20 protein-coding genes are annotated in these 24251 nt (G+C 39.8%); 5 read left to right on the top strand and 15 right to left on the bottom strand.

Features of this window, described 5'->3' with window-relative positions; genetic code table 11:
• The first annotated feature begins 102 nt into the window (after positions 1-102).
• Positions 103-1896, top strand: coding sequence for a bifunctional chorismate-binding protein/class IV aminotransferase (locus tag D0T92_RS02580; protein WP_151052943.1), 1794 nt, complete (start codon positions 103-105; stop codon positions 1894-1896).
• A 106-nt stretch (positions 1897-2002) separates the two neighbouring features.
• On the opposite strand, the gene D0T92_RS02575 is transcribed toward D0T92_RS02580, so the two are convergent.
• The 8 genes from D0T92_RS02575 to pilM form a co-directional block, all read right to left on the bottom strand.
• Entirely contained in the window at positions 2003-2869 is an 867-nt protein-coding gene (locus D0T92_RS02575; RefSeq protein WP_151049945.1) for an ATP-binding protein, read from the bottom strand.
• Between the two features lie 95 nt (positions 2870-2964).
• The gene (aroB, locus tag D0T92_RS02570; protein ID WP_151049943.1) at positions 2965-4047 is read right to left on the bottom strand and encodes a 3-dehydroquinate synthase; all 1083 of its coding nucleotides are present in this window, start codon (positions 4045-4047) and stop codon (positions 2965-2967) included.
• A gap of 135 nt (positions 4048-4182) precedes the next feature.
• Entirely contained in the window at positions 4183-4731 is a 549-nt protein-coding gene (locus D0T92_RS02565) for a shikimate kinase (RefSeq protein ID WP_151049941.1), read from the bottom strand.
• A gap of 46 nt (positions 4732-4777) precedes the next feature.
• Entirely contained in the window at positions 4778-6946 is a 2169-nt protein-coding gene (pilQ, locus tag D0T92_RS02560; RefSeq protein WP_151049939.1) for a type IV pilus secretin PilQ, read from the bottom strand.
• Between the two features lie 14 nt (positions 6947-6960).
• A complete protein-coding gene (locus tag D0T92_RS02555; protein ID WP_151049937.1) occupies positions 6961-7494 on the bottom strand; it encodes a pilus assembly protein PilP in 534 nt (177 codons plus the stop codon).
• Positions 7495-7513: 19 nt separating this feature from the next.
• The gene (gene pilO, locus D0T92_RS02550; RefSeq protein ID WP_151049935.1) at positions 7514-8149 is read right to left on the bottom strand and encodes a type IV pilus inner membrane component PilO; all 636 of its coding nucleotides are present in this window, start codon (positions 8147-8149) and stop codon (positions 7514-7516) included.
• A 3-nt stretch (positions 8150-8152) separates the two neighbouring features.
• The gene (locus tag D0T92_RS02545) at positions 8153-8770 is read right to left on the bottom strand and encodes a PilN domain-containing protein (protein ID WP_151049933.1); all 618 of its coding nucleotides are present in this window, start codon (positions 8768-8770) and stop codon (positions 8153-8155) included.
• A 2-nt stretch (positions 8771-8772) separates the two neighbouring features.
• Positions 8773-9870, bottom strand: a complete 1098-nt coding sequence (gene pilM / locus D0T92_RS02540; protein ID WP_404821665.1) for a type IV pilus assembly protein PilM — start codon at positions 9868-9870, stop codon at positions 8773-8775.
• Positions 9871-10020: 150 nt separating this feature from the next.
• Between pilM and D0T92_RS02535 the strand changes: the two genes are divergently transcribed.
• Complete coding sequence (locus D0T92_RS02535) at positions 10021-12441, top strand: penicillin-binding protein 1A (RefSeq protein WP_151049930.1); 2421 nt, start codon at positions 10021-10023, stop codon at positions 12439-12441.
• Positions 12442-12637: 196 nt separating this feature from the next.
• On the opposite strand, the gene rfaQ is transcribed toward D0T92_RS02535, so the two are convergent.
• The 3 genes from rfaQ to D0T92_RS02520 form a co-directional block, all read right to left on the bottom strand.
• The gene (gene rfaQ, locus D0T92_RS02530) at positions 12638-13717 is read right to left on the bottom strand and encodes a putative lipopolysaccharide heptosyltransferase III (protein WP_151049928.1); all 1080 of its coding nucleotides are present in this window, start codon (positions 13715-13717) and stop codon (positions 12638-12640) included.
• A gap of 14 nt (positions 13718-13731) precedes the next feature.
• Positions 13732-14616, bottom strand: coding sequence for a lysophospholipid acyltransferase family protein (locus D0T92_RS02525; protein WP_151049926.1), 885 nt, complete (start codon positions 14614-14616; stop codon positions 13732-13734).
• 363 nt (positions 14617-14979) lie between these two features.
• Positions 14980-15972 (bottom strand): Fe(3+) ABC transporter substrate-binding protein, encoded by a 993-nt coding sequence (locus tag D0T92_RS02520; protein WP_151049924.1) that lies wholly within the window; start codon positions 15970-15972, stop codon positions 14980-14982.
• A 242-nt stretch (positions 15973-16214) separates the two neighbouring features.
• Between D0T92_RS02520 and D0T92_RS02515 the strand changes: the two genes are divergently transcribed.
• From D0T92_RS02515 to D0T92_RS02505, 3 genes are all read left to right on the top strand, one after another.
• The gene (locus tag D0T92_RS02515; RefSeq protein ID WP_151049922.1) at positions 16215-17831 is read left to right on the top strand and encodes an ABC transporter permease; all 1617 of its coding nucleotides are present in this window, start codon (positions 16215-16217) and stop codon (positions 17829-17831) included.
• On the top strand, positions 17828-18868 hold the full coding sequence (locus D0T92_RS02510) for an ABC transporter ATP-binding protein (protein WP_151049921.1): 1041 nt from the start codon (positions 17828-17830) through the stop codon (positions 18866-18868). The genes D0T92_RS02515 and D0T92_RS02510 overlap by 4 nt, the downstream gene beginning before the upstream one ends.
• Before the next feature lie 323 nt (positions 18869-19191).
• Complete coding sequence (locus tag D0T92_RS02505; protein WP_151049919.1) at positions 19192-21363, top strand: right-handed parallel beta-helix repeat-containing protein; 2172 nt, start codon at positions 19192-19194, stop codon at positions 21361-21363.
• A 137-nt stretch (positions 21364-21500) separates the two neighbouring features.
• On the opposite strand, the gene D0T92_RS02500 is transcribed toward D0T92_RS02505, so the two are convergent.
• The 4 genes from D0T92_RS02500 to D0T92_RS02485 all read right to left on the bottom strand — a co-directional run bounded on the left by D0T92_RS02500 (position 21501) and on the right by D0T92_RS02485 (position 24239).
• A complete protein-coding gene (locus D0T92_RS02500; RefSeq protein WP_151049916.1) occupies positions 21501-21863 on the bottom strand; it encodes a roadblock/LC7 domain-containing protein in 363 nt (120 codons plus the stop codon).
• Positions 21864-21941: 78 nt separating this feature from the next.
• Positions 21942-22583 (bottom strand): peptidase M23, encoded by a 642-nt coding sequence (locus D0T92_RS02495; RefSeq protein ID WP_151049914.1) that lies wholly within the window; start codon positions 22581-22583, stop codon positions 21942-21944.
• Position 22584: 1 nt separating this feature from the next.
• Complete coding sequence (locus D0T92_RS02490) at positions 22585-23121, bottom strand: GTP-binding protein (RefSeq protein ID WP_151049912.1); 537 nt, start codon at positions 23119-23121, stop codon at positions 22585-22587.
• Positions 23122-23144: 23 nt separating this feature from the next.
• Positions 23145-24239 (bottom strand): response regulator, encoded by a 1095-nt coding sequence (locus tag D0T92_RS02485; protein ID WP_151049910.1) that lies wholly within the window; start codon positions 24237-24239, stop codon positions 23145-23147.
• Between the last annotated feature and the right edge of the window lie 12 nt (positions 24240-24251).

Here is a 24251-nt window from a genome sequence, read left to right as displayed (position 1 = left end):
TACTCTTTTTTACACAAACAAACAAAAACAACGAACAGCCAAATGTCTGTTTTCCATCCGGTAGTCCGCTATAATACCGCTTCTTTATCCGCTGTTTTTATCATGTCTTATTTCGCCTTTGCCGACGATGCCGTTTCCAACCGCGCCAAACACTATCAACACTATGTCCGCAGCCGTTTTCTGACCGCTGCCGACTTAGAGCTTCTCGACGACGAACTCCGAGAAGGTTGGCAAGAGGGATTACACGCCGTTTTGGTTGCCGACTATGAATTCGGCTTGCCGCTTGTGAAGCTGCCGCCCTCTCCCTCTGCCCGTTTGGCTATCCACTGGTTTGAAAGCCGTATCGAAACCAATCCGGAAACATGGCTGGCACAGCATGAAAATACACACACACCTTCAGGCATCAGCACACCTGAAAACATTATTGATAAAGAAACCTACCTACAATCTATACACAATATTCAGACGGCCATTGCACGCGGCGACACTTATCAAATCAACTACACCACCCGCCTGCACCTAACGGCTTACGGCGACCCTATCCGGCTCTACCGCCGTTTGCGCCAGCCCGTCCCCTACGCCATGCTGGCCTACTTACCCGACTATCAGGGCAACCCTATTTGGACATTGTGTTTTTCACCCGAACTCTTTCTGCATATCGATTCAGACGGCCTGATTACTACCGAACCAATGAAAGGCACTGCCCCGATATTGAATGACGGTTTGGACGACCAACGCGCGCACGATTTACACAACGATCCGAAAAACCGTGCCGAAAATGTGATGATTGTCGATTTATTGCGTAACGACCTCGGCAAAATCGCCGAAACCGGCCGCGTGCATGTTCCCGAACCGTTTAAAGTCCGCCGTTTCGGTAGCGTGCTACAAATGACCACCGCCATCGAAGCACAAGCCAAACCGAATATTCATGCCGCCGATATTTTCCGCGCCGCCTTTCCCTGCGGCTCTATTACCGGCGCACCCAAACGCATGAGCATGCAAATCATCAACGAATTGGAAACCACACCGCGCGGCCTCTATACCGGCAGTATCGGTTTTCTCGAACCGTGCGACAGCGGCTTGGGCTTTCACGGCACTTTAAATGTGGTTATCCGCACTTTGCAGTTAAACCCGATTTCAGACGGCCTCTATGAAGGCGTGTACGGGGTCGGCTCCGGCATTGTGGCCGACAGCATCGCCATAGACGAATACAACGAATGCGCATGGAAAGCCCGTTTCCTCAATAGTCTTCATCCCGAGTTCGGCATCTTTGAAACCATGTATATTCAAAATAAACAATGCCGGCTGCTATCCTTACATATAGGCCGTCTGAAACAATCCGCCCAAGCCCTGAACCTGAATCTTCCATCAGATTTTGAGCAAGCGATTCAAAACCATATCGACAACCTACCTGACAACAACGCCTATCGAATGAAAGCCGTTTTACATCCTTCAGACGGCCTCACCCTAAGCCATGCGCTATTAAATAACCAAGCACCGCTTGGCCATATTGTTATTGCCGATACCAGACTACCGACCCATGATTACCTACGCCGTTTTAAAATCACATCGCGTACAACCTACGATACCGGCTGGCAACAAGCCGAACAACAAGGCGCGTTTGATAGTTTGTTTTTCAATTCAGACGGCCTCTTACTTGAGGGCGGCCGCAGTAATGTTTTTATCCGTATCGGCCAACAATGGCACACGCCGTCGCTGGATTTAGATATTCTCAACGGCGTTATGCGCCAAACGGTGATTGATAACCCGCAAGCTTATTTAAACACCGATACCGTTGTCGAAAGCCATATTAATGACGAAATGCTGAAACGGGCAGACGAAATACGTTTGAGCAATGCTTTGCGCGGGGTGTTTGAAGTGACGCTGATTGGTTAAATAGAAATTTATATTGTTGCAATGTGATTAGGGGGCGGATGTGGATATCCGCCCCCTAATCAACTTTTTAAAATTATCTATTTGAGCAATAACTACTGATACCAACCTAATCCAAAACACGCTCTTCCGGAGAACGTCCCGCCCAATCACAAACAAACTGCCATGCAATACGGCCTGATCGGCTGCCGCGCGCCAATGACCAATTTAAAGCGGCTTTACGGGTAGTCTCGTCCAAACTCAACCCATAGCTGTCTAACCAATTTTCTACGGCCTGAAGATAATCGTTTTGATCAAAAGGATAAAAGCTTAACCACAAACCAAAGCGGTCGGATAAGGATATTTTCTCTTCTATTGCTTCTTTGGGGTTCACTTCGCCGCGTATGCCGGTAGTAGCCGTGTTTTCATCCATATATTCGGGCATTAAGTGGCGGCGGTTTGATGTGGCATATACCAAGGCGTTATCGCAGCGTTGCGACAAACCGCCGTCTAAAGCGGTTTTTAAGGCTTTATAAGAAGAATCACCTTCATCAAAAGATAAATCATCACAAAAAATAATGTACTTTTCTTTTCTTTTTTCAATTATTTGCAGCAAAGCCGGCAAGTTAACCAAATCTGTTTTATCCACCTCTATTAAACGTAAGCCCCTATCGCCATATTCATGCAGCAAAGCTTTCACCAACGAAGATTTTCCCGTACCGCGAGCACCGGTAAGTAGCGCATTATTGGCGGGCTTACCGTTTAAGAATTGTTCCGTATTGCGAACCAAGCGTTTGATTTGTGTATCGACAGCGGCCAAGCGGCTGAGCGGAAAAGTGTGCGGTTTGGGTAAACTTTCTAAGATGCCTTTCCTGCCGACGGCCTGCCACCGATAAGCCCATGCCTGCCAATCCGGTTCTTCTGCTTCCGGCGGCAATAATTTATCCAGGCGGCGGAGTATGGAAGCAGAAAGTTTGAGAAATTTAGCAAGCTTCATGGTTTATTCCCTTTCAGACGGCTTATTTTTTCAAATGATTTTAACAAAATATAGGCTGTATCCATTCATACAGCCTATACCCAATCAAACAAGATTTACGACACATACGGTTGCAATGTCCGATATAAAATATCCATATCGGTGATTTCGGTAATATTGGCTTCACCTAATTTATTCAACCCGACAAAGCGCATAATCCCGCTGCTGACTTTTTTATCATGCTGCATATGCTCAATCCATTTATCGAATAAGAATCGGGGCGGTTCTACCGGCAATGCGGCTTGCTTGAGTAAATTGACGACACGCTGCGTATCGCTTTGATGAAGCTTGCCCAATTGTTCGGATAAACGGCAGGCTAAAACCATGCCAGCGGCAACGGCTTCACCATGCAGCCATGTGCCATACCCCATTTCCGCTTCGATGGCATGGGCGAAAGTGTGCCCCAAATTCAACCAAGCCCGAATGCCCTGCTCGGTTTCGTCTTTAGCCACAATATCGGCTTTCATTCGGCAACAATGATGTACGGTATCGGCCAACAACGTTTTATCCTGACGCATTAACCCGCCGATATTTTGTTCCAGCCAATCGAGAAACTCCATATCGCCAAGTAAAGCATACTTAATGACTTCAGCCATACCGGCAGACAATTCGCGATCCGGCAAAGTAGATAAGGTATTTAAATCGGCCAAAACAGCTTGCGGCTGATAAAAAGCACCAATCATATTTTTACCAAGCGGATGATTAATCGCGGTTTTCCCACCCACCGATGAATCAACCTGACTCAAAAGTGTAGTCGGCACCTGAATAAACGGTGCGCCACGCTGGTAAGTTGCCGCAGCAAAACCGACCATATCCCCAATCACACCACCCCCTAGGGCAATTAAAGTGGTTTTCCGTTCGGCTCGGTTTTGCATCAGCCCGTCAAAAATCAAATTCAGCGTTTCCCAATTTTTATATTGTTCACCGTCGGGTAAAACGATATTGAAATGGGCAATACCTGCTTTATCTAAGGCCGTCTGAAGAGCTGCCAGATATAACGGGGCGATGGTTTCATTGGTAATAATGGCTGCTTTTTTACTGATAAATGGTTTTAGCAGTGTATCTGCATCATTAATCAAATTGCCACCGATAAAAATTGGATACTGATGGGAAGGCGTAGCTACATTCAAAGTGTGCATAATTTATGAGAAATATAATGAAAATAATGAAAATCAGGATAAACAGGCTAGGCTACATTTGAAATTGGCTTGAATACTGTTACAGCATAGCAATCAGGCCGTCTGAAAAATACTTCAGACGGCCTGTCTATTATTTTAAGGCTGTCCAGTTTGTGCATTTCGTTGCAATATGTGTAGCAACTGCTCTGCTGTTTTATGGCCGTTTGTCCGGTTTGCCTCAATAATAATATCTGCTGCAGATCGATAAATACCATCACGGGTATCATATAACTCTTTAAGTTTGGCCAAAGGATCTTCAACTTGAAGCAAAGGCCGATTATTATCAAAGCGGGTGCGCTCAAGCAATATTTCCGGATAAACGTGCAAATAAATCACCGTTCCACGTTCTTTTAGTTTACGGTAATTCTCATCACGCAAAACCGCGCCACCGCCCGTTGCCAATACAATGTTTTGCAACGATGTCAGCTCATCAATAACAGCAGCCTCACGTTCCCGAAAACCTTGTTCGCCTTCTACTTCGAAAATAGTCGGCACAGAAACACCCGTACGCTTACAGATTTCTTGATCGCTATCATAGAAAGGCCGATTCAACGATTGGGCAATGTATTTGCCCAAGGTCGTTTTACCTGCCCCCATCAAACCGATTAAAAATAAATTGCCTGCTATGTTTTCCATAGCAGGCATTGTAAACGAAAATATACGGCAAGTGTTTATTTGCGTTTAGGAAACATTAATAACGCAAGTTGCTGCCAAGATTATCCATAATGCGCGGGGTAATGAAGATCAACAACTCACGTCGGTTTTCTTGACGTGTACGTGATTTAAATAAATTACCCAACACAGGGATATCGCCAAGTAAAGGTACTTTGCTCACTGTGTTGCCGTTTTCTTCTTCATAAATACCGCCGACAATCAATGTGCCACCATCTTCAACCATAGCTTGTGTTTGTAACTGTTTCGTGCTGATACATTTTGTAGCAACACCACCAGTCACACAGTCCACCGGAGTGTCTTTATTGATTTTCACATTCATGATTACTTGTCCATCAGGCGTGATATTAGGTGTAACCGTCAAACCAAGCACAGCCTTTTTGAAAGTAATCGAAGTCGCACCGCTAGAGGTCGCTTCTTCATAAGGAATCTCAGAACCAGATTCAATAGTGGCTTCTTTACGGTCTTGTGTCAAAACACGTGGATTAGAAATAATTTTGCCTTTGCTTTGCTCCTGCATTGCTGTCAATTCCAACCCCAGCGCTCCTGAAGAAATGGCACGAACCAATGCGATGCTTGCAGTTGCAGAGGTAACCGGCAAGCTGATATTCGGATTCATTTCCAAAGGTGTTGTATTCGGAATGGTATTCGATCCGCTTAGAATAGAATTGGCAATCGTACGTTGATTATTAACATGAGTACCAAAATTATTCACAGCATTGTTCCAATTAGAACCCCAGCTATTATTATTCCGTACACCTGTATAACCAAATTTCACACCGATATCACGAGAAAAACCATCATTGGCTTCTACGATACGCGCCTCTACCATCACCTGGCGGGTAGGCACATCCAGCTCTTCAATTAATTTTTGGAATTTCCGCATTACTGTATGGTTATCAGTAACAATTAATGTATTGGTAGCCGGATCAATTAATGCGCTGCCGCGGTTGCTCAATAAACTGTTTCTATCTGCAGTGCTACCACCATTTTCATCCAAGCGCAAAATATTGCGGAATTCCTCTACATTTTTATATTTCAATTGAAATGTTTGTGAAAGCAGCGGGCCAAGATCTTCAATTTCTTTCTCTGCCTGCAATGCTGCTTTATCCTTAGCCAACAATTCATCGCGTGGTGCTACATTAATAATATTGCCTTGACGACGCATATCAAGATTACGCGCCTGCATCACTAAATCCAGCGCCTGATCCCAAGGCACATCTTTCAAGGAAAGGGTCATTCTGCCATTAACCGTATCGCTGGCAACAATATTCATACCAGATTCTTTAGCCAAAATTTGCAATATGGTACGTACTTCAATATCTTGGAAGTCTAAAGAAATCTTACGCCCATTAAAATTCTGCTTAGGCTTTTTATCCAAGCCTTTTGAAGCAATATTGGTTTTAGGTATAATTTCAATATTGAAACGACCGTTAGCCGCTTGCACTTTAGAATCCCAACTGCCTTTATTTTTAATCACAATCTGAGTGTTATTGCCAATACGTTTCATAGTGACATTACGTACCGGCGTATTGAAATCAGACACATCCAAACTACGCTGGGCTTGAGTTGGCAGAGGATGATTTTTCAAAGTAATGGTAATACGGTCATTTTGCTTCTTAATTTCAGGCTCACCTGTAAAAGAAGGTGCGCTCAATTCTACAATACCGGAGTCACGTACACCTTTTCTGAAATCGATATTGGCAGATGTAACAACTTGCTCTTTTTGTACAGGCGCAGAAGCATGGACTGCCGGTGAAGTTGATACGCGAACATTATTTCGAGAAGGAGGTGCATCGGTTGTATTTGAGGCTTCGTTTACATACACCCAAACTTCATTACCTTTAATTTCAGTATTATATTGGCCTGCTTTATTCAACCCCAGTAAAATGCGTGCCCGATTTTCATTTTGTGCCGCGGTAATCTGACTCAACAATGGATCTGCATATTCCAGCACAGGCTGTGGCAACTGAATACTTGTTCCAGTGAAATCCAGTGCAATACGAGCAGGTGTTGTTGTGATAAACCCGCGAGGTGTAACAACCTCTTTATCAAATTTGATTTTGATGATTTTCTGATTATCAGGTAATGAGGATACATTAATATCTGTAATATTACCTGCATAAGCCGAATGGATGGCAAAGCCCATAGTAATGGCTGAAAGAATTTTTGTCATACGTGAGTTCATTTAGTCATACCCCTTTATTTGTTGTTCTGAGCAGTATCATTATTAGTTTCCGTACTCATCAAAGGTAACTCTGCTTTGCGATAAGCCCAATTTCCATAGCTGTCTTCAATAAGTTCCGTTATCATAATTTGATCTGCAGTAATAGATTGAATTTTACCGTAGTTCTGTCCGATATAATTTCCCGGGCTTACGGTATAAACATGGCCGTCAGCTTCTACATAGCCTTTTGTCTGGTTCCCTTTGGTCAAACTGCCGACATATTTTAAATTTTCTAAACTAAAACCTTCCAATATTTCTTTGGGCCTACTTGTATCAGGTGCATTAGTACCTTGCTGTACGCTATTCAACCGCTTACTTTCAAAAGCATTTAACCCACTAAATTGAGGAGGGTTATAAGATTTCGGCTGACCCACAGCAGGTGCTTCAAATGGAATGACTTTCGCTTTTGCCTGTTTACGAGTAGTGTCCATCCATTCACTAAGATCTTCGTGAGCCGGTGTGCAAGCTGATAAAACCAAGATGCCTGCAAGTAACATTTTATTTGTCATGATGGTTTTCTCTCAATCTTTATTGTGATGCTTCACTTGCTGCTTTTGCAGCTTCCAATTCGGCAGCTACTTCTTCAACAGGCCGTGCTTTATAGGTATTTGCTGTTGCACTTAAAGTCAGTTGATTACTTCCTTCATCTTTCCTACTGACTTTAAGTGCTTCCAGAGTAATAATCCTAGAAAGTGCACCTACATCTCGGGCAAATTGACTGATTTGATTATATTTACCAGTTATTGCAATCTCATACGGTAACGCTTGAATAGGACCATCATTTACAGGTGCCTGTGGCGTTACACTATCCATTCGTAGGCCGTTTGTCGCACCTGCCTGATGCAACTCTTGAATTAGATTTGGAATTTCGGCATCAGTGGGTAATTGTTTTAGCAGTACATTAAAAGATAAGCGGATTGCATCTAATTCTGCTTTCAAATTATCCAGATTGGCAGATTCAATACTTTTTTTAGTAAATGTTTCTTTGAGTTCCACTTCTTTTGAAGTTACTGAATCTAATGTTTCCAGTTGTGTTCTAAACAAAGCGACATAACTGAGTGCCAATACACCTGCAACGGTCAACCCTGCCAAAGCTAACTTCGCAGGCATACCTAATAAATGCAACGTATTAATATCAATGTTTTTAAATGATTTTGATGCCATACATTATTTCCCCTGTGTTGTATTGTCTGTATTACCCGTTGCAGCGGTTGCAACATCAGAAGCCGCCGGCAATGAATAATAGGATTGGTTTAATAAAACTTTCAGAGAGAATTCTTGTGTATTATCAACTTTCTTAATACTCATTAACTCGGGCTGCATGAAAATACCGGTACTGGGGATAGAACGCATAAACATAGCAATTTTATTGTCGCTAGTTGCTTTCCCACTAATAGTATAAGTCGTTGGATTTTCAGCAGTAATCGCTGTTAAATATGTTCCCTCGGGAATAAGGACATTGAGCGTATCGATAATATAAGCCGCCTGAAAACGTTTTTCTTGAAGCTCCTCAACCTTTTGTTTTCTAGCCAGAAAATCTGCCTTCTCTTTTTCTAGCTTATTAATTTCCAAAAGATTATCATCAAGTTTACTAATTTCTTGATTAAGGAATTCATTACGTGCTTCCTGACTGCTTATGGCGCGGTTAATACCGAAATATGTCACAGCAGACAAACCGATACCCACAACCAAGGCAAGTAGAATTAAAGTCTTGAACTGCTGTTTCTTCTTCTGCTGTATTTCCTCACGGTAAGGAAGAAGGTTGACTTTGGTTAATTCAATCATTGTTAAAGTCCCCTTAAGGCTAAGCCAAAGGCTAAAGTTAATGTTGGTGCATCTATTTGTAATTGTGAAAGATCGACTTTATTACTATTTGTTGCATATAAAATAGGATGTATACATTCTGTTGCCGTATTTGTATGCGAGAAAATAGTTTCGGCCAAACCTGGCTGCTGAGATGCTGTACCGGTTAATAAAATATTTTTAACATTAGAATACTGTTCACTTGTTTGCGTGGTGTAATAAAACTGAAGCACACGCTGTATTTCTTGAGCTACTTGTATGTTGAAACGGTCCGCAACAGCAGTTTGATAATCGGAAGGTTTTGTAGCAGCAACCATCATTTGTGCAGCTTTTTCTTCAGTTACCTGATAAGTACGCTGAATTAACTGATTTAACTGTTCTGTACTTACATTAGCTTCTTGTTTGTATAAAATTTGGCCGTTTTGGGTTACGATGGCATACATTTGTGTAGCATGGATGCCGAAAATTGCAATTTTTTCATGCTCTAATTCAGGGGCATGATTATTTATCCAAAATGAAAAAGCATTATTTTGGGCAAATAAATCAATATCCATTGCAGAGAGGGAAAGATCCGCATTATCAAAGGCTTCAATACGTGGCTCAACGTCATCTTTTTTCGCTGCGGTCAAAAGGACTTTCATCCCCGGCGGCATAGTTGAGGCACCGACAACCTGATAATCGAAATTCATTTCCTCAATCGGACCGATTTGTGAAACCTCTGCTTCTGCAAAGCTTTCAATATCCAAATCATTATCTTTGTCACTATAAACAACTGTTTCCATAGTTACTAAATTTTGTGGTAATGCCGTCACAAAATTTCGAACTCCAGTATGCAATTGTGCATAAGAATGTTGCAAATATGTAACAAGTTGGTCATAGTCTTGTATCTTGCTACCTTTAATAATATTTTTAGGTAGTTTGGTAATAACGTATTTTTCCAACTGAATTTGGTTTAAACTACGGCCTGACAGCTGTACCATTTTAATGGCATGCTGTCCGATATCGATGCCGATAGCAGTGCGTTGGCTAAGGCTTGATGACGTTTTACTATTTGTATTTTTTTGGTTTTTTACCATTCGCATAATGTAACGCCCCTGTGTTTGAATAGGTGAGTAACAGTTTTGAATCCGTAATAATTTTTTTACGTTTACAAAAATATAACTTTATGTTGATAAAACATTTACCTATTTTACTTTATTTAATGATTCATATGGCAACTTTATTAATTAGTCATGATTAAAAAAATTATAACGACCTGTATTGGTTTGATTTTAGGTTTAATACTTTTTGTTGTAGGTTTGGTTGCAATAGCCATTCTAATTACCTATCCCAAACTACCTTCTTTGGAAGCAGTCCAACACTACCAACCCAAAATGCCGCTTACTGTGTATTCATCTGACGGCGAGGTTATTGGTGTTTATGGCGAAGAAAGAAGGTCATTTACCAAAATTACCGACTTCCCGACGGTATTAAAAAACGCTGTCATCGCAGCAGAAGATAAGCGCTTCTATGACCATTGGGGTGTGGATACTATTGGTGTGGTGCGTGCTGCCATCAGCAACATGACTGGTGGAGTTCAATCCGGTGCCAGTACAATAACCCAACAAGTTGCTCGTAACTTTTATCTAAGTAATGAGCGCACCTTTACACGTAAATTCAATGAAGCTTTATTGGCCTATAAGATTGAAAAATCTTTAACTAAAGATCAAATTTTAGAACTGTATTTCAATCAGATTTATTTAGGTCAACGCGCTTATGGTTTTGCCGCTGCTTCTCAAATTTATTTTAATAAAGATGCGCGAGATTTAACTTTGGCTGAGGCTACAATTTTAGCCGGCCTGCCTAAAGCGCCATCAACCTTCAACCCTATTGTTAACCCAGAACGTGCAAAATTACGTCAGAAATATATTCTGAACAATATGGTCGAAGAAAAGATGATCACTCCGCAAGAACGTGATCAAGCTCTCACAGAAGAGCTGACTTACAAACGTTATACGCAAAAAATTGATCAAAGTGCACTTTATGTAGCCGAAATGGTTAGGCAGGAACTATATGAAAAATATGGAGAAGAAGCCTACACTCAAGGCTTTAAAGTCTATACAACGGTCAGCACAGCAAATCAACGTGTAGCAACTGAGGCCTTGCGAAAAACATTACGCGGATTTGATAGAGGCAGCAGCTATCGTGGTGCTGAAAACTATCTGGATCTAAGCAAAACTGATAATGTAGAAGAAACCATCGGGCAATACCTTTCTACACTATATACAGTTGATAGTATGGTTCCGGCGGTTGTTTTAAATACATCAAAAAAAGGTGTTGAAATACAACTTCCAAACGGCAATCAAACCACCTTAAGTTCTTCTGAATTAGGCTTTGCTGCAAGAGCCGTTAATAACCAGAAAATGGGAGATCGGCAAATTCGAAAAGGTGCCGTTATCAGAGTGAAGCAAAATGGTAAGCAATGGCGTGTCGCTCAAGAGCCTTTATTACAAGGAGCACTGGTTTCCTTAGATGCCAAGACAGGTGCAGTTCGGGCTTTAGTGGGTGGTTATGACTTTCACAGCAAAACATTTAACCGCGCCACTCAGGCTCAACGCCAACCAGGCTCATCATTCAAACCTTTTGTTTATTCCGCTGGGTTAGCAAAAGGTATGACGATGGCTACTGTTATAAATGATGCACCACTTTCCTTACCTGGACAGGGACGAAATGGTAGAGCGTGGAATCCTAAAAATTCAGACGGCCGCTACTCTGGATTCATTACTTTGAAGCAGGCTTTAACTGCCTCAAAAAATATGGTTTCCATACGCATTTTAATGGCCATCGGCACAGACTATGCAAAAGAATATATTCAGCGTTTTGGCTTCAAGCCGTCTGAAATACCCGCCGGTCTTTCTATGGCACTCGGCACAGGTGAAACAACACCTTTGAAAATGGCTGAAGGCTATACTGTTTTTGCCAATGGCGGATATAAAGTATCTTCTTACGTTATCGATCGTATTTATGACGGTAGAGGACGCCTGAGAGCACAAATGCGCCCCTTAGTGGCAGGTGAGAATGCGCCACAAGCCATTGATCCTCGTAACGCTTATATCATGTACAAAATGATGCAGGATGTTGTGCGCCTAGGAACGGCCACCCGTGCCCGTGCACTAGGGCGTTCCGACATCGCGGGTAAGACAGGAACAACCAATGATAATAAGGATGCTTGGTTTGTCGGTTTTAACCCTGATATTGTTACGGCTGTATATATCGGCTATGACAAACCTCACAGCATGGGCCGAGCCGGTTATGGTGGCACAATCGCATTGCCAGTATGGGTTGAATATATGAGATTTGCTTTAAAAGGTATACCAGTAAAAGGTATGAAAGCTCCAGAGGGAATGGTTAGCCGTAATGGTTATTACTTCCTCAAAGAGCAACAAACAACCAATCCTGATTTACCATTAGATAACCGTTCTAGCAGACCGGTTAGAAACGAAGAGCAGGATGCAAATACAGAGCCTAAAAAACAAGCAAATGCAGTATCACCAGAAGAATATAAGCCTATAGAAAAACCACTTGAGCCTTTAAACAGCAAAGGCAACACTGGTGGTAATAATAGGCCAGAACCTCTTGCCCCTGGTAATTCTCAACTGGACTCACTATTTTAAAATTTAGGCAAAAAATAGAACACCGACCTTTAATCATATAGATACAAGGTCGGTGTTTTACAATATAGTTACTAGGCAGCCATACTACTCTTCTTCATAAATAAATGATTCAATAAGCCATATAGAACAAAGGAATTTAAAAAATAGATGGCAGTATTTTTTATTAATTGATTGCAAAGTAGCTTTTTTCCACTTATCAGTTTGTTAACATCAGCCTCTCTTTTACCGCGTACCATACGGCATCAACAGGAATCTTACTTAACCAGCGTTTGCTATCTGCTGTATTAATACTATCTGGATGAGGCAAATCACCAAAATCACCCGCCCATATCACGGTAGCCTTATCGGAATATGGCCGCCAACGACTAACCCAACTAGGACCAAATAAAGCTATTTGAGGCTTATCAAGTGCTGCCGCCATATGCATTGGTACTGAATCGACACCTATAAACAATTTTGCACCATCTATAGCTGCCGCCAGTTCACGCAGATTAAGCACACCGGATAGCTGCCACAGCTTAACTTGTTGCGGTATTTTCAGACGGCCTGTTATTTCAGCTAACATTGCCTGCTCTACAGCATCAGGGGCAGCAGTGACAACAATGTTATAACCAGCATCAAGTAGCCGTTGTAAAAGCTCAGTAGTTTTATCATTATCCCAACATTTAAATATCCACCGCGACCCAGGATGTATCAATATATATTCTTCACCCTGCCAACCACGCTCATATAATTTATGATGTAATTCTTTTCGAGTTGCCGGGTCAATTTCCATGTTCACACACGGTACATAGTCATCTTGCAAATCTAATGGACATAAAACAGTAAGATGATTTTCTACAATATGATGCTCAGGCCCTAATTCTTCATATAGTTCATTATGACAAAACCGCCATAATGCATTATTGCGCTTAGCATATTTAAAGCCAACGCTTTGCAAACCACATAATTTTGCTATAGCAGCAGCCCTCCATTGATCTGAAAGATTAAATATCCAATCATAACGGTGTACTTTTAATTTGGAAAATAACTCATACTCATGTTTTAGCTGTGTATATATGCCGGCTTTTTTCCATTGACGATCAATCGTAAAAATCTGTCTTATCCTATGGTTGTCATGAAGAATATCAGCCGTTTCCTTATACACCAACATATCAATATGGCTATCTGGATAAGTATGTTTAATTTTATCGATCAAAGGTGTCGTCAATAATACATCACCATGATGTTGTAATTTAATAATTAAAAATTGCTTATTTTTTTTAACTATACTCATGATAATCAGATTTTTCAGACAGCTTCAGAAGGTGGGAAAGGTGCACCTGCCGGATGTTTATAACGATTATAAGCAAATAGATATTGTTTCGGAAAACGCTTAATCCAATATTCCACATTTTCATTAATCACTTTTGCATCATGTGCTTTATCACCAGTCAACTCTCCCTGCAATGGTTCTATATGCAAAATGAAACCTTTCCCTTTCTGCAGCCTCTCTGCACAAAAAAATAATGTACGAACACCTTTAACTTGCGCCAATTTGGCAGCCAAAGTCATGGTATATGCCGGCCGCCCAAAAAAATCTGCCCATACGCCCTCACCTCCTTCTTTCGGTTCCGGAACATGATCAGGTAACAAAACAACTGCCTCACAAGAACGAAGTGCTTTAATAATTTGCTTCACCCCTTGCATATTCGTAGGTGCTGTCCTGCCATTGCCACGTACGCGCCCAGCCTGCATAACTTTATCAAACGCCTTAATTTTAGGCGGTTTATACATAGCAGTTAATGGAAATGGTAAATAATGGCTGATATACCGACCAGCGAGATCATAGCTACCAATATGAGGAGTAACCAATAATAAGCCTTCCTTATTATTTAAGGCCGTCTGAATATGTTCCCAACCATAAACTTGATGAAACAGTGCCGCAATATCTTCAGGCTTCCTAAAAAAAGCTACCGGCAACTCTAACCCACTTTTGGCTGTTTCCTGCAATATTTCCTTAATCACTGCATCATCAGCCGTAAGACCCGCAGTATTTAAATGATTACGTATCAAATTGCTATTTTTTGCTGATAGATAAAAATTAAGACTCCCAAGACACCTGCCTATAGAGTGTAAAAAAGGTAACGGCAATACCGACAACATCCGAAAAATAAGATTAACCAACTTATTCACAATAACTCCCAATAGAATATTGAAAATAATGTCGCTTATATTAAAAAGCAAAAATTATATATTTATTAGAAATATAATAAATTTAAAGCATTATGCATAAAAATTCTGATTATTATGGCATACTTAACAATAGGGTAAAGTTAAATAATTTTAAAATACTTTCATGGCCGGAATAGCTAAAATATATTATAAAAATAATATTATTTTTTTAACTAGACCGTCCTTATTTAAATTATATAAATCATTTAAAGCTTTAGCGACCATATTAAATATTAAAATAACCCATCTGAATTTAACCTTTGCAGGTAAATCCAGATGGGTTATTTTTCAGAACCTCTTTTTTTACTTTTTCAGAGATTATAATTATTTATACCCTGCCCGCTTCATGAGCATCACAGCTTTTTGCTGATTACTACCGGCAACTGATACATTAATAAGATCTTGTTTAAATTTACCCCATTTTGCCACTTTGGGATCAGGATTAATTTTGGGGTTAGCAGGATATTCATGGTTTAAATCAGCAAATAAATTTTGTGCTTCACTACCACTCAACCACTCAATAAATTTTTGAGCTTGTGGTACATTTTTCGAGTATTTCGCAACGCCTGCACCAGATACATTTACATGAGTACCTTTTCCTTGCTGATCAGCAAAGAAAATACCAACAGGTAAATCAGGTTTTTTATCCATCAAGCGTCCGTAATAATATGTGTTGCCGATACCTACATCACAACGACCTGCACCAATAGCTTCCATCATAGCAGTATCATTAGGGAAAGGAGCGACTGCTAAATTATTCACCCAGCCTTTAACAATTCGGGCAGTATTTACCTGACCATGGTTAGCAATCATTGTACCGACTAAAGATTGGTTATAAACGTTATTAGATGTCCGCAAGCACAAACGCCCCTTCCATTTCGGATCGGCCAAATCAGCGTATGTAGAAAGCTCAGAGGGTTTTACTTTATTTGTATTGTAAAAAATAGTACGCGCTCTCACAGAAAGACCGAACCACTGATTTTTGGGATCCCGCAGATTAGCGGGAATATTACTCTTTAATGTTGCGGAATTTATTGGTCTCAACAAACCCATTTGAGTAGCTTGCCATAAATTACCACCATCAACAGTAATCAATACATCGGCTGGGCTATTACTACCTTCTGCTTTAAGTTTTTCCATTAGAGGACCGGCTTTATCATTCACCAACTTAACGGATACACCTGTTTTTTTCTGATAAGCCTCAACAACCGGACGTAAAAGATTATCAGAGCGAGAAGAGTAAACAACTAACTCTTCAGCAAATACAGGAGCCGCTAGCAATAATGCAACTGAAACGGCCAAGGTTTTTTTCATCATATTTTATGATCCTTTCTAAGGAAACGATGGGATGACAGAAATCCCATATGTAAAATAAAACAAGGGTTTTAATTTAAAACAATGGAGATTGCCAAGTACTGGCTATTTTAATTAAGAATAACATTAAGAACAATAAAAATTATCATTCTTAACAAAAACTATTATAATAAGTTTAATATTCTCTTACTAAAATTCTGAATAATAGCCACCGATATTACAACTAACAGGCCGTCTGAAAACTGATGAAATTATTACATACTTCCAAGCTTTTACTACCACGTATATGGCTGATATTGTGCATCATACTTTTACTAATCCCTTTATCTGTGATCGTTGCCGCTTTAGGGGAATTCGACACTGAAATCTGGACATTCTTACTTGATTACCAACTACCCGAATTATTAAAAAATACATTTTTTCTCATACTGGGTGTCGGTATTGGGGTAACCGTTCTCGGCACATCATGTGCATGGTTGACGGCCATGTATGACTTTCCACTTCGACGTTTTTTCTTTTGGGCATTAATGCTACCCATGGCTGTGCCTGCTTATGTCCTGGCATTCACCCAACTGGGCTTATTCGACTATACCGGTCCGATTAATACCATTATCCGAGAGCACTACAATATCGAACAATTTCTCCCCGAAGTCCGCAACGGTTTCGGCTTGACCGTAGTGATGAGTTTAACGTTTTATCCTTACGTTTACTTACTTGCCAGAAATGCATTTATGAGCATGGGACAACGAGCATTAGAAGCAGGTGCATCATTAGGCCTTTCTCCCAAAAGCGCTTTTTTCAAGTTAGCCCTACCTATGGCCCGCCCTTGGGTTGCAGGTGGCAGTATTTTAGCTTTAATGGAAGTATTAGCAGACTTCGGTACCGTCTCAGTATTCGGTTACGACACTTTCACCACCGCTATTTATCAAGCTTGGTTTGATTTCTATTCATTAGAAACGGCTAAACAGCTTGCCGCCCTACTGATTACACTGGTATTTATTTTATTAGCCTTAGAACAACTGAGCCGTGGCAACAGGCGCTTTAACCAATCAGGCAAGGCTCAACAACATCGCCGGAAACCACTTTCAGACGGCCTAAAATGGTTAGCTACAATTTATTGCAGCCTCATTTTATTATTTGCTTTTTTTATACCACTGATACAACTTGGCTTTTGGGCTTATGAAACATGGGATGACGGCTTCAATACATCTTTGTGGTTACACGCATGGCACTCATTTGCTGCTGGTTTGGCTGCGGCAGTGCTAACCGCAATAACTGCTTTGTTACTAGCACTTGCCAAGCGCACAGACAAAAGCCGCTTTGCTGCGGTTGCTGCACGCATTGCAACCTTAGGTTACGGCATTCCCGGCACCGTATTGGCTGTCGGAATTTTTGTACCCGTTGCGTGGTTAGATAATATTTTAATCGCCCACTTAAATTTACCGGAAGATACAACAGCTATTTTTAAAGGCACACTGGTCGTCATGCTTATCGCTTATTTAATACGTTTTCTTGCTATTGCTTATGCTTCGGCAGAAGCAGGCTTAGAACGAATAAGCCCTTCACAAACGGAAGCTGCCCGCTCACTCGGTTGCACAAGCATCGGAGTATTACGTCGTATTTACCTACCGCTATTAAAAGGTTCTCTCGGTACGGCCTTATTAATGGTATTTGTTGATGTTATGAAAGAAATGCCGATTACCCTAATGACACGTCCTTATGACTGGGATACTTTGGCCATAAGAGTTTATGCTTTTACGATTGAAGGACAATTTGCCAATGCCGCCCTTCCCGCCCTATTTATTGTGCTAACCGGACTGCTACCCGTTATACTTTTTTCCCGTACGGAGTCAAAACAATGATTTTAGAAGTTGAACAAATAAACTTATCATTTGACCAGAAGCCTGTTTTACAAGATTTCAGTTTCATACTGAATAAAGGAGAGATTGCCTGCCTACTCGGGTCTTCCGGATGTGGGAAAACGACAGCCCTACGTACGATAGCAGGCTTTGAACAACCCGATAGCGGTAAAATCATATTAAATGGAAAAATCCTTTCAGACGGCCTCACATTTATCCCGCCTCATCAACGCCGTATTGGTATGGTCTTTCAAGACTATGCCTTATTCCCACATTTGACCGCTGCACAAAATATTGCTTTTGGCATTAGCAAGCAACCAGCAGATAAACGTCACAAGCGTGTTACAGAATTACTTGATTTAATTGACTTACCTAATTGCGGAAAACGCTATCCCCATCAACTTTCAGGCGGACAACAACAGCGTATCGCATTGGCTCGCGCACTGGCACCAAAGCCCGACTTAATTCTACTTGATGAACCTTTTTCTAATCTTGATGCAGACTTACGTGCGCAACTTTCTAAAGAAATACGCCAGCTACTCAAAAAAGAAAATACTAGCGCTATCTTAGTAACTCACGACCAACAAGAAGCTTTTGCGATAGCCGATAAAATCGGCCTGATGTCAACAGGCCGTCTGAAACAATGGGACACCCCTTACAAACTATATCATGAGCCGACTGATATCTATACAGCCCGTTTTATTGGTACAAGTTTCATGCTAAGAGGCAAAGTAATCAATGATTACTGTATACAACTTCCTATAGGCACATTTCGTGGCTCACTACCTTCTTCTTACCATTATGGTGATAATTTAAATGTATTAATCCGACCAGACAACATCATTTATGATGATACTAGTCCCATTACTGCTGAAATTATAGATAAAGACTTTAAAGGCAATCACTTTGTTTATTTGCTCAAAATTAATAGTGGTGAAACCGTATCTGTACAAATACCAGCCCATCATCATAATCACCCTATTGGTAGCCATATTGGCATTCGTATGAATTTAGAGCATTTAATTGCTTTTCCAATCTAGTTTCATCCCATATAAATGCTATATTTATTCCCAAATAAGACAGAAGTACTTATTTTCAAAAATTAACAAATTAAATTTTATAAATTAAAATATTTTTTTAGTATATTTTTTATTTTTAAAAATAAATTTTATTGCTTAAAAAATTTGGAAAATTTAATTACATTTTCATAAACACATTTATTAACAATTGTTAATAAATGTCAATATCGATTTATTTTTAATACAAATTTTAAAATAAGACGTTTTTGCCGTAACTAAACTACATTATACTTTTTCGCTCAATCATTTAGTAATGTTAAAAATAATTATTGCAGAGAGTATAAATGAAAACATATACACCAAGAACACACAGTAAATATGGAAAATATATAGATATTGATGACTTTAAAAACCCATCCAATACTTATGATCAAGCCATACAAGAAGCCTTAGCCACTGCTCACAAAGAAAAAGCCGCACTCTATCTTCATGGCACAATAAATATTAAGCAAGTGATTGAAATCAATCAATCAAATAAAAATGTTACTGGAATTTTTGGCGATGGCATGGGACAAACAAAAATCTTGTTTACCCATAAACAAAATGGTGTACATAACTATATCAGTAATGATACTCCACCCGAGAAAGCAGGCATCTGGATAGACAACCAAAATGGTAAATTTATTAGCGACCTCTCTATCCAATACAAACATACCCATCATGATGATTTCTATCGTGCCAAACAAAGCTATTTCGGCAAAATCAATGGCATCGTCGTCAACAACGCAGACCATACACTCATTAGCAAAGTAGAAGTATCTGGTGCCAACCGTGCTGGTGTTTTATTCACTTCTACCGATGCCATTTCCAGTGGAGCCAAAGCAGCTTTAATCAATGGCAAAATTAATGCCAATCAATTACCAACCGGAGACAATAATAAGATAGTTGACAGCTATTTACATCACAACCGTGTTGCAGGTGTAATGGTTGCCTATCAAAAAATGTTTACTGCAGAAAATAATAAACTAGCTTGGAATGGACATCATCATGACGGGGGAACAGGCTATGGATTTGCTACACAGGCCGGCAGTTATAACAACGGTATTGTTGTGATTAAAAATACAACTGATCACAATTATAGAAAAGGGATTGATTCACACGATGCTAATAATCTTATTATTAAGGGAAACACCTTAAATGGTGACCGAATGTTTGGTATAGCAGTAGAAAACCGACAATTCAGCATGGACAAGGTTACAATTCAGCACAATAAAGTCATACACGATCCCAAATTTAATATTTTAAAAGATGATGACTACGGAGTGTTAAATGATGCCAGTTTATATGCTGGATTCCGTGCCATTAGACTAGAAAATAAAGCTCAACCATGGCAAATATTTCATAACCCTAAATCCGGTAGGTTTATGATAAGTGACAATATTATTGACAACTTAACCGACAACATGGGGCAAACTAGGGCTATTGAGGTACGTAATAACGAAAAAGATGTTAGCTACCTGCTTAGCATTAATAACAACACGATAAAAGGTAGTTCGGCAGACAATTTAATCAGTATATTCGGCAATCCAGACAATCCTGATACACCCTACACAGAAAAAGGCCCAGGTTCCGGTCATATCCGCATACTCAATAATACAATGAATATTGGTAGCACTCATGCACCACCGATTTATATTGAAGAACAAAATACCAATAAGCAGCTACATGGTAAAATTGTTATTGAGCAAAATAAATTAACCGTACAAGATTCGAATAGTTCTACAGGGGGTATATCCATATCAAGTAACGCGGAAACCATATTAGCCTCTCATAATACCTTCGACTTAGGTGGGAAAATAAACCGACCTGTTATTCGTGTTGAAGGTGATGCGCATGGGAAAAGCCTGTTTCATTTTGTAGATAATATTCTACGCACCGATAGCAGCTATACTTTTGAAAATGGTGACTGGCTGATACATCATAATACACGTGGCAACATACATGGTAATACGCATAACTCGGCTATCGGCATTGTTGGTGATAACGGAACAACTATAGCTGATATTTTAAAAGCATATAAGGCGGCCAATACACCCAGTGCAGGAAAGGCATTTAGTCCGGCAGACGACAATGAATTTGTCATAGATTATTCCCAAGAAGATAAAAGTGACCACTCCATGCCCCCTGCTAGTCAACCAAATATATATGACATTGGCACTACTAAAATTAAAATGGATACAGACTTAACTGAAAAAGTCATCCTTCACAACGAAGGAGTATCTAGGCTAAATAGTTCCGAAACATTAGAAAATGAAGATATGGAGACAGCATCTCAATCCCATCCACTTTCTGATTTATTAGATAGTCATAGCAACTCTTTAAATATCAATCAGCTAAACTCTGACAATGACCACCAAGAGTATGTACCGGGACATGTAGATGCGCGTTATATATCCACTGAGCTTCCTAATAATTCTTATATCGCAACAGAAGACCCTTTAGGAACAATTTTATAATGCACAATTAAAAGCGAATAAAATTAAAAGCCCACATTGTTTTATCATATAAAACAATGTGGGCTTTTATTGGCTATTTTACGTTATAAATAATTTTTATTACATTTCAAAAATTACTTATGATGAAAATAAAAATCTTATAAGATATCTGCTATATGTTTAGCTGCACGCTTAGCATCAAGAAGAATTAAACCCAGTTTCCCACTTTCTTTTGCCATTAATGCCAATACCGCTCCACTACCTGCCTGGCTCAAAAGTACATAACCATGAGAGCCTTTAACCATTACTTGATCTAGCTCCCCACAAGCCAACTCATGTACAGCACGATTTCCTAAAGCAAGCAAAGTTGCTGACATTGCACCAACACGATCCGCATTAAGATTAGCGGGTAATAATGTTGCAATAGGTAAACCATCTGTTGATATAACAGCAGAAGCTGTTATATCTGTAGAAGTATTATTCAAATCACTTAATACAGAAACTAATAATTGTTCGCGCATTTTCTATTCCATTTATTCTAAAAATCTTATTGATTAGCCCGATTGGTAAAAGTAGATAATTTTTATTTTAAAAATTAATCATAGCTTACCATAGCGATGATATAAAACTTTAACTAAAGTTACAAATTCATCTTTATTTAAATCCGGCATTCCACCAACAACCAAAATCAACTTACTCATACCGATGTACAAAGGGAAAAAAGTTAACTCACTTTGTCCGGAAGGATCACATATACCCCAAGCGCTATGATGTATATGTAAGTTATTTTTAATTAGCAGTTGATGTTTGTCTGCAACTTCTGCAATTTCACCCGCTAAAATCCCTAATTCCTCAGCGGCCTCATGGTGAAATCCGGCATTTGCAAAATAAAGCCCATTTTCATCAGCTAATAATGCTTTTCCCGAATTAGAAAGTGTTGCTAGCAAATCAGGAAGCTGCTCATCTGATAAATGTATATCTTCATTGCTAATATTTTCATCACCATATAAAAACTCAAGGCGTTGTAAGCGATAAAGTAAATTCAGTGCGCTATCAAAATCATTGGTCTCCGCCCAGTTTAATAGCTTTTCTTGACTTATGGTTTCATTTGGATTCGCTCTCAATAAACCATAAAGAAGTGTTCGGCTGGCACTAGGCGTATCACCTGAAACGGCATAATATGCACCAGCCGGAGTAATCTTAGGGTACAAATTTGATTGTAAAGAAAGTGTAGATTCCATCTTATACCTCTAATCCCGGATCAATTGAGAAGAGCATTGCGCTCACTAATTGTTTAACATCATCTTCACGACGGGCATCAATTTCAAATACAGGAACATTAAAATTATTTTGTGCCAGATATTTCTGATACACATCTACGCCGGGCAAAGACCGAATGTCCATTTTAGTCACCCCTACAACTAAAGGGGCTGTTTTTAATAACTCTTTAAATGCATCTAGAAAAAATTGTAAATCTTTTAAAGGATTCGTTCTCGTATTATCTAACAACAAGATTAACCCCATACTTCCTTGGCTAAGGATCTCCCACATAAAGTTAAACCGTTCCTGGCCTGGCGTACCATAAAGATGTACTTTGGTTTCTTCATCTAAACGAATAACACCATAATCCATTGCAACAGTTGTATACCCTTTTCTAACAAGCGTCATATCCGATGCATCAGCATCAGTCTGTACCGGCGGTTCGTCGGATAATGCAGAAATTGCCGTTGTTTTACCTACACCGACAGGACCGGTAAAAATAATTTTATTCTCTTTCATTACGATAACCTCTTTAATATTTATTATTTCTTACCAATCAATTTACGCATCAACCGTTGTAATAAGCTACGTGGCTGCTCCGCAGAAGGACTCACTGCTTTTTGCGCATCTCTAGACATCTGGTTATCAGGTAATTCACCGCCTACGTTAACACTTTCACCAGCAACATGTCCTTTTGTATTTTGTCCGTCAAACTCAGTATCGGTTGCAAGGAAACCTGTAACATAAGTAGCAGATAAATAATTCAATATATCAGGCATATCTAAAGGCATCACTTTATAAAGTACGTTTAAATTTACCGATGTTTTAGTAAGAAATGCTGATAAACGCATAGATTCAGGCACAGGAGCCAAGCGTGTTAAATTTGGCCAACGTTTCAAAGTAAAAACTGTTTGTGGTGTCATAGGGTAAATCAAGCGACCTTGCGCCGTCCAAATGGCCATTTGCCATAAGCACGACATAATGGTGACTTTTGCTTTTTCTTTCCACTGGGGATTATCAGGAACAGCTTTACATACAACAGATAAATTATCATCTTTACTCAGTTTCTCAAGCTCAGAGGCACTGATGGTCAGTAATACGCGTTGGATACTGGGAAATACAATCAATACAGGCTTTCCTTCATGTAATATAGCAATATCTTGATGCCCCTGGCTGGCAAATTTTAAAGCACCCAACAAGCCTCTTTGTGGATTAAACCGGTGAATAGTGGCTTTTCTCACACCACTCGAATGATTTGTATTTGTATCTTCTTTTTGTTGCTCTGATACTTCATAAATACTTCCCCCTTGCGAAAGACTTCTTAAAATAGGAAACAAAGTATCAAACTTAATCGGTTTTGCTAAATAAGGAGAAGTGACTGTTGGTTCTTTAATGGAAAAAATAGCAACGGGTACATTTTCATAAGTATCTTTTAATTTATTCCAATTAGCTAGTCCTTGTTCTGTATCCGTATCTACTAAAATTAAATCAGGTTGTATATCAGAATCAGGCTGAACGATTTCATAATTGGTTGTATTATGCATTTTAAATGCCATACGGAAAATAGCTTCTTGCTGCTCACCCATATCTTGCAACATAATCCGTATTGTTTTTACTTTAGGTAACATGTTATCCATTTTCGGTACTCT

The organism is Neisseria zalophi (genome assembly GCF_008807015.1).
In the GTDB taxonomy this organism is placed as follows: Bacteria; Pseudomonadota; Gammaproteobacteria; order Burkholderiales; family Neisseriaceae; genus Neisseria; species Neisseria zalophi.
The sequence above is the reverse complement of the archived record's forward strand: the minus strand, read 5'-3'. Positions and strand labels throughout refer to the sequence as shown.

Excerpts from the sequence above, each read along its gene's own strand:
- D0T92_RS02580 (WP_151052943.1), top strand. The coding sequence starts at position 103 with ATGTCTTATTTCGCCTTTGCCGACGATGCCGTTTCCAACCGCGCCAAA.
- D0T92_RS02575 (WP_151049945.1), bottom strand. The coding sequence starts at position 2,869 with ATGAAGCTTGCTAAATTTCTCAAACTTTCTGCTTCCATACTCCGCCGC.
- aroB (WP_151049943.1), bottom strand. The coding sequence starts at position 4,047 with ATGCACACTTTGAATGTAGCTACGCCTTCCCATCAGTATCCAATTTTT.
- D0T92_RS02565 (WP_151049941.1), bottom strand. The coding sequence starts at position 4,731 with ATGCCTGCTATGGAAAACATAGCAGGCAATTTATTTTTAATCGGTTTG.
- pilQ (WP_151049939.1), bottom strand. The coding sequence starts at position 6,946 with ATGAACTCACGTATGACAAAAATTCTTTCAGCCATTACTATGGGCTTT.
- D0T92_RS02555 (WP_151049937.1), bottom strand. The coding sequence starts at position 7,494 with ATGACAAATAAAATGTTACTTGCAGGCATCTTGGTTTTATCAGCTTGC.
- pilO (WP_151049935.1), bottom strand. The coding sequence starts at position 8,149 with ATGGCATCAAAATCATTTAAAAACATTGATATTAATACGTTGCATTTA.
- D0T92_RS02545 (WP_151049933.1), bottom strand. The coding sequence starts at position 8,770 with ATGATTGAATTAACCAAAGTCAACCTTCTTCCTTACCGTGAGGAAATA.
- pilM (WP_404821665.1), bottom strand. The coding sequence starts at position 9,870 with ATGCGAATGGTAAAAAACCAAAAAAATACAAATAGTAAAACGTCATCA.
- D0T92_RS02535 (WP_151049930.1), top strand. The coding sequence starts at position 10,021 with ATGATTAAAAAAATTATAACGACCTGTATTGGTTTGATTTTAGGTTTA.
- rfaQ (WP_151049928.1), bottom strand. The coding sequence starts at position 13,717 with ATGAGTATAGTTAAAAAAAATAAGCAATTTTTAATTATTAAATTACAA.
- D0T92_RS02520 (WP_151049924.1), bottom strand. The coding sequence starts at position 15,972 with ATGATGAAAAAAACCTTGGCCGTTTCAGTTGCATTATTGCTAGCGGCT.
- D0T92_RS02515 (WP_151049922.1), top strand. The coding sequence starts at position 16,215 with ATGAAATTATTACATACTTCCAAGCTTTTACTACCACGTATATGGCTG.
- D0T92_RS02510 (WP_151049921.1), top strand. The coding sequence starts at position 17,828 with ATGATTTTAGAAGTTGAACAAATAAACTTATCATTTGACCAGAAGCCT.
- D0T92_RS02505 (WP_151049919.1), top strand. The coding sequence starts at position 19,192 with ATGAAAACATATACACCAAGAACACACAGTAAATATGGAAAATATATA.
- D0T92_RS02500 (WP_151049916.1), bottom strand. The coding sequence starts at position 21,863 with ATGCGCGAACAATTATTAGTTTCTGTATTAAGTGATTTGAATAATACT.
- D0T92_RS02495 (WP_151049914.1), bottom strand. The coding sequence starts at position 22,583 with ATGGAATCTACACTTTCTTTACAATCAAATTTGTACCCTAAGATTACT.
- D0T92_RS02490 (WP_151049912.1), bottom strand. The coding sequence starts at position 23,121 with ATGAAAGAGAATAAAATTATTTTTACCGGTCCTGTCGGTGTAGGTAAA.
- D0T92_RS02485 (WP_151049910.1), bottom strand. The coding sequence starts at position 24,239 with ATGGATAACATGTTACCTAAAGTAAAAACAATACGGATTATGTTGCAA.